Genomic DNA, 6000 nt, shown 5'->3' with positions numbered 1-6000 from the left:
TGACTGGCACTCTCTGCCGAGGCACTCATATCATGGCTCATACTGTTGGCTGAGGCACTCGCACTGGCGGCACTTGCACTCATATCATGGCTCATTCTGTTGGCTGACGCACTCGCACTGGCTGCTGATGCACTAGCATCTTGACTGGCACTCTCTGCCGAAGCACTCATATCATGACTCATTGCACTAGCCGATTCTGCCAAACTACTTTCTTGATCAGTGGCATTAGCAGCCATTTGCGAAGCAGCTGCTGAACTGGCACTCGCGGCAGCAGCACTCATGTCATGGCTCATGCTGTTAGCTGAGGCACTGGCACTGGCGGCTGAAGCACTCGCATCTTGACTGGCACTCTCTGCCGAAGCACTCATATCATGGCTCATGCTGTTAGCTGAAGCACTCGCACTGGCGGCACTTGCACTCATATCATGACTCATGCTGTTGGCTGAGGCACTAGCGCTAGCAGCTGAAGCGCTCATATCTTGACTCATGCTGTTGGCTGATGCACTAGCGCTAGCAGCTGAAGCGCTCATATCTTGACTCATGCTGTTGGCTGAGGCACTAGCACTTGCTGCCGAGGCACTCATGTCTTGACTCATGCTGTTGGCTGAGGCACTAGCACTTGCGGCCGAGGCACTCATATCATGGCTCATACTATTGGCTGAGTCACTCGCACTCTCTGCTGAGGCACTCATATCATGGCTCATACTATTGGCTGAAGCACTAGCACTGGCTGCCGAAGCACTGGCATTGGCACTCATGTCTTGACTCATGCTGTTGGCTGACGCACTCGCACTTGCTGCCGAAGCACTCATATCATAGCTCATGCTGTTTGCTGAGGCACTGGCACTTGCTGCCGAGGCACTCATGTCTTGACTCATGCTGTTTGCTGAGGCACTAGCACTTGCTGCCGAGGCACTCATGTCTTGACTCATGCTGTTTGCTGATGCACTAGCACTTGCGGCCGAAGCACTCATATCTTGACTCATGCTGTTGGCGGACGCACTGGCACTCGCTGCTGAGGCGCTAGCATTGGCACTCATATCTTGACTCATGCTGTTGGCTGACGCACTAGCACTGGCTGCCGAAGCACTGGCATTGGCACTCATGTCTTGACTCATACTGTTGGCTGAGGCACTGGCACTTTCTACTGCGGAACTAGCCTGTTCGCTAGCACTCTTACTCAGCGAGCTTGCCTGACTCGCCGCACTCATCTGCGCGTTATCAACCAACAGACTCTCGATTGCCGAGTTAACTTTCGAGTTAGACTGACTGTTCTTAAGCACAGCATCAGCCATCGAACTAGCCGATAACTGACCTGCAGCCGAAGTTAAGCTCGAATAATTATGGTCAACCTGCGACTGCATACTTGCGTTCAAGCTGGTGCTGTGATCGCTCGCTGACTTACTTGCCGAAGCTGCATAAGCCGAGGCACTGCTAGAAGCCAAGTTATATGACTGCATACTCTTACTGAAAATCGCGGACGTTGACTTGGATCCACTCTCACTGTTATGCAGACTTAACGAGTTAGAACTTAACATCGAGTCAATCTTATGCTGCGAAGCCGAGTAACTATTACTTGCTGAAGCAGAATCCTTGTGCGCCATACTGGCCAAGTTCTTCGAGTTCTGATTAGATACAGCTGCATGCATTGCCGAGTTACTATCACTGACGTTGTGATAATGTGATACTACTGCCGAATAATTCTGACTGGTAACCTTAGAAGTACTCTGACTAGCACTCTGACTAGCTGAGTTGCTTGCCGAGTGACTTAACGAAACATCACTCAAGCTTGCTAAACTCGCAGCCTCCTGCGATAAACTAGTAGCGATCTGTTCTTCTAACTTAGCTGTATCAGCACTCATGCTGGCGATTGCCGACTTGTTAGCCGAGTTTGATAAGTTGGCATCACTCTCTTGTCTAGCAGCAAGACTCACATTAAACTTGTTACTTGCCACATTAAACATTAAGCGTGACGTATTGTAGTTAAACCCTACAGTATTTAAGCTGGTGTTATTACTTGTAATTCCATTATAAATAGAATTTGATGATTTATTGTCTGAAGCGCTAGTAGATTGACTAGCGGAGTCTACTGAGCTCTTAGAAGCACTCAATGAGTTAGCACTTGTTGCTTCGGCAGAGAGTGACGCACTAATATCAGGATCTAGATTACCAGATGATTCGAGAACGGCTGAGGCTGATATCTGGGCTGAAGCCAGTTCATTACTATCTTCTTGACTCTGCTCTTGACTATTAGAAAGCGCTGTCGAAGAGGAATCTTGATAACTTAAATTGCTTGCCAAACTAGCCGAATCTGATTGACTCTTGTCAATGTCACTCTTTAGCGAGCTGCTGCGACTGGCAATACTGGCAGATACTGACGCGTAACTCTTAGAGAGATTAGATAAACTATTTGATTGTCCAGTAAGACTATAACTGTCAAACTGGTCAGCCATCATATTTGCCCGACTATCATCTTCACTGTCATCCTGACTATCTTCAGTTGATTCCTCAAGTGAAGCCCAAGTCGATGCCTTAGCCGACAAGCTCCTAGAAGCACTAGAATTATTGCTATCTTTAGTAAAGCTAGCAGATTCCGAATTAGAAACATATTGATTTATCTTGGAATTTTCATTGTGAGTCTCGTTATAGTTAGAAACTAACGAAGCTGGGTCATCAGTATCCCGTTCTTCATTAGTAGTATCCGCCTGAGTCTCTGGCTTTACCTTTTGCTCAGTAGCTTGAGTGACTTGATTAGACGCAGTTGCAGAAACAGAAGTTGTCGAACTGGAATTAACTTTAGTTGTTGAAGTGGTTGTGGTAGCTGAGTTAGCAGTAGAACTCTTAGTCCATTGATTGTCATTGGCAAGTGACATCAAGGCATCCTTAACAGACTGACTGCTAGCGTCCTTAGTCTGTTGCTCGCTGATGGCTTCAGCGGTATTCGTTGAGTGTACCTGCTTAGCCGGACTAGACTGTGGTGTACTTAATGCTTGTGCACTTTCAGAAGCAGGAATGGCCGCTGACTGAGCATTAACTAACATGTGTTTATTGTTAGCTAATTTAACCTTCGGTACATTGGTAGCAGCATGGGCTGTTTGGGGCGCACTTAATAAGCCGCCAAGTAACCCGCCAACACCGGCAGTCCCTGCGGTTAATAAGTTTCGTTTAAATGCACGGATTTTCTCCGCCCTTTCTGCCTTTTGCTTAGCAGTTAAATTCTTTTCTGACTTTTTGTTTTGATCTGAATTTACCATTATATCTCCACTTACAACTTAATTATTAGTTACTTTAAACTCTACTCTTTAGCTCGCCCTAGCGATTTCAAAATTATCATTAACCCATAAAAAAGACTGATGCAATGCAGAGTCTTTAGTTTGACTAACCATAATCCAACTTAAAACAGCGGTTTTAGATTAGCATATAGCTAACGATATACTGTATTAATTATAATTATATTTAGTTTTATTTCAATACATATTTGTACATTTTTTAACAAGCGAAAAATAACATTAATTAATTTGTAACCGGATTATCACAGAATCTACCATCTGCTGTAGAGACTAATCCTGCTATGGCAGTAAGATAAAATAACAACTTAGCAAAAAGCTAAATAAAAATTGCTGATTTTGAAAATTTGTAAAAAACTTTTTCTGTATAGTTTTCATTATTTTATTGCAAATACTTTTAATTTTTAAATTATATTTAATTATTTTAAAAATGTTAATTTTCACTACAAAAAAATCACCAATAATTGGTGATCTTCTTAAAATTATTAATAATTACCGTACAACGTTAATTTCAACCGCATGTATTAAGCTTGTTCCATCAGCAAAAGTTATCTTAATAAAGCCAACCCCAGACCCTATCTTACTGGTGTCTGGGCTAACTGCCCAAGTAATCTTCTTAATCAGATTAGTGTTAGCTAAGAAGCTGCTTGGTGTGCTAAATTCTGCTGGTGCTTCCATAGTATTCAGCTTCACTGTGATTGGCTGTGTCTGCTTAAATTGCCATTGCAGGTTTTGCGGTTTAATTCTTACTGGCACTAGCACTGCCTGCTGAGTCCCATCTTGGTAATGGACAACGATATAAGCCAGCAAGCTGCCATCTTGGCTGTGATTATAATTAATATCAAGATCAGTAGTACCTCGAGCATCTCCTGACCACGTATAACCTGTTACCTCACTAGTATTGACTTGGCTTAAGTCAAGATAATTACTAGCATCAGGATCATTAACTGTATGGTCAACTGGCGTTAAACTTGATAGAAATTCTTTCTGCTCATTAACGTTAATCATCGCATTGTTTCTGATCTTAATCGTTACAGGAAGCGTGCTTGTTGTACCATCGCCATAAGTAATTGTCGCTGTTACATCAACTACTCCCGTAGCAGTACTACTTAAGTTCCCTTGTTCATCAACATCTGCACCACTCCACTTAACACTAGTAATAGTCCCAGACTTATCATTAAATAGGTCTGGCGTTGTCTGCAGGTCTGCTAGACTCTTAACTGAGTCATCTAACTTATCAGTAAACGATAAATTGACAGTATTCAAATTCTGCCCAACAGTCATTAACAACTTATCATTAGCTTTAGCTACATACCGCTCATTATCATGTACTCCCATTATAATATATGTTTCTGCTGGCGGATATTCTGAATTATATAAATTACCTAGTTCTTCTGATGTATAAGTTGGACCTACTGGATGAGCAACAGTACCACCTTCAAACACCCCAACAGCTTTAGCTACCAAACAATTACTTAAATATATGAATATATTTCGTCCTGGAACAGATAAAACAAAACCATATTTCGAGCCAGTATTATATAAATCTAAGGCACTATGACCAAATCTACTTAAATTTAATTTTTTCAAATTAACGCAATTATTAAACATTCCTTGAGCATCAACAAGGTGATCGCTAATACTAACATTATTATCTATGTCAAAACTATCTATATTTAAATTTTCTAAATTACAACAGTTGTCGAACATATATGGCATGGCAGTAACTTTACTTACATCAAAATTACTAAGGTCTAAATTGATAAGGTTAAGGCAGTCCTGAAACATATAGCCCATATTAGTTACCTTTTTAGTCACAAATTTACTTAAATCTATATCTGTCAGGCTATAACATCCTCTAAACATAGTTGACATATCGGTAACTTGCTCAGTATTAAAACTACTTAAATTTATTTTAGATAATTTATGACACCAATCAAACATTCCACTCATATTTACAACTTGACTTGTGTCGACCTTATCCAAACCAGTAATATCTTTTAGCGAATCAAGATCCTCAAACATTCCAGCACTATCAGCTGGAAAAGCAATTGGATCATCAAATACAATATGATTAGTTGATACAGGACAATCATTATTAAAAGCTAGACTACCAGCTAACTTATTACCATTAGCACCTGCCTTAACATGCAAAGTATTACTGCTGGCATCCCACAACAAATCACAATCACCATTAATACTAACCTTAGTAAGATTATTAGTTATATTAGCTTGACCATTAGTCGTTGATGGGTTAGGTGTGGTCGGTGCTGGCACTGATGTATCATTAGAAGCATTATCAACAGGCTTAGGTGTGGTAGCTATTGCTGACTGGTTAGTTGACGATGTAGAAGCAGGTGCAACCGAATTTTCGTTAGTCTTATCATCTGTGCGTAAAAATTTATTGAGAGCAGAATATGTATTTAAACTTTCTGTCTGCTTATTTACCACTGGGCTAGTAGTATCTGCCTTAACTACTTGCTGATTAACACCTAGATAAACTAATCCTAATAAGACAGAAGTTACCCCCACTGTTAACTTCCTAATCGCAAAACGTCCCTGCGTCTCAGAATATTTTCGCTTTTGCATGCTAAATTCTCCTTTTAATATACGCTTACTTGAATTCGCTTTCATTATAAAACATCATCTTTATCTGTTGCAATACAAAAATAACCTAATTGTTACTTTTAACAATTAGGTTATTTTTTAAAAC

Annotated in this window: 2 protein-coding genes; both read right to left on the bottom strand. The window is 41.0% G+C overall.

Going from position 1 to position 6000, the window contains the following annotated elements; all coding sequences use genetic code 11:
* On the bottom strand, positions 1 to 3254 hold a 3254-nt coding region (locus tag PT287_RS09930), incomplete at its 3' end, for a hypothetical protein (protein ID WP_277134653.1).
* Between the two features lie 525 nt (positions 3255 to 3779).
* Positions 3780 to 5876 carry a BspA family leucine-rich repeat surface protein gene (locus PT287_RS09925; protein ID WP_277134652.1) on the bottom strand — a complete coding sequence of 699 codons (2097 nt, stop codon included), beginning with the start codon at positions 5874 to 5876 and terminating at the stop codon, positions 3780 to 3782.
* Between the last annotated feature and the right edge of the window lie 124 nt (positions 5877 to 6000).

This window comes from Lactobacillus sp. ESL0679, from assembly GCF_029433515.1.
In the GTDB taxonomy this organism is placed as follows: Bacteria; Bacillota; Bacilli; order Lactobacillales; family Lactobacillaceae; genus Lactobacillus.
This window is presented reverse-complemented; position numbering and strand designations above follow the sequence as displayed.

Excerpts from the sequence above, each read along its gene's own strand:
- PT287_RS09925 (WP_277134652.1), bottom strand. The coding sequence starts at position 5,876 with ATGCAAAAGCGAAAATATTCTGAGACGCAGGGACGTTTTGCGATTAGG.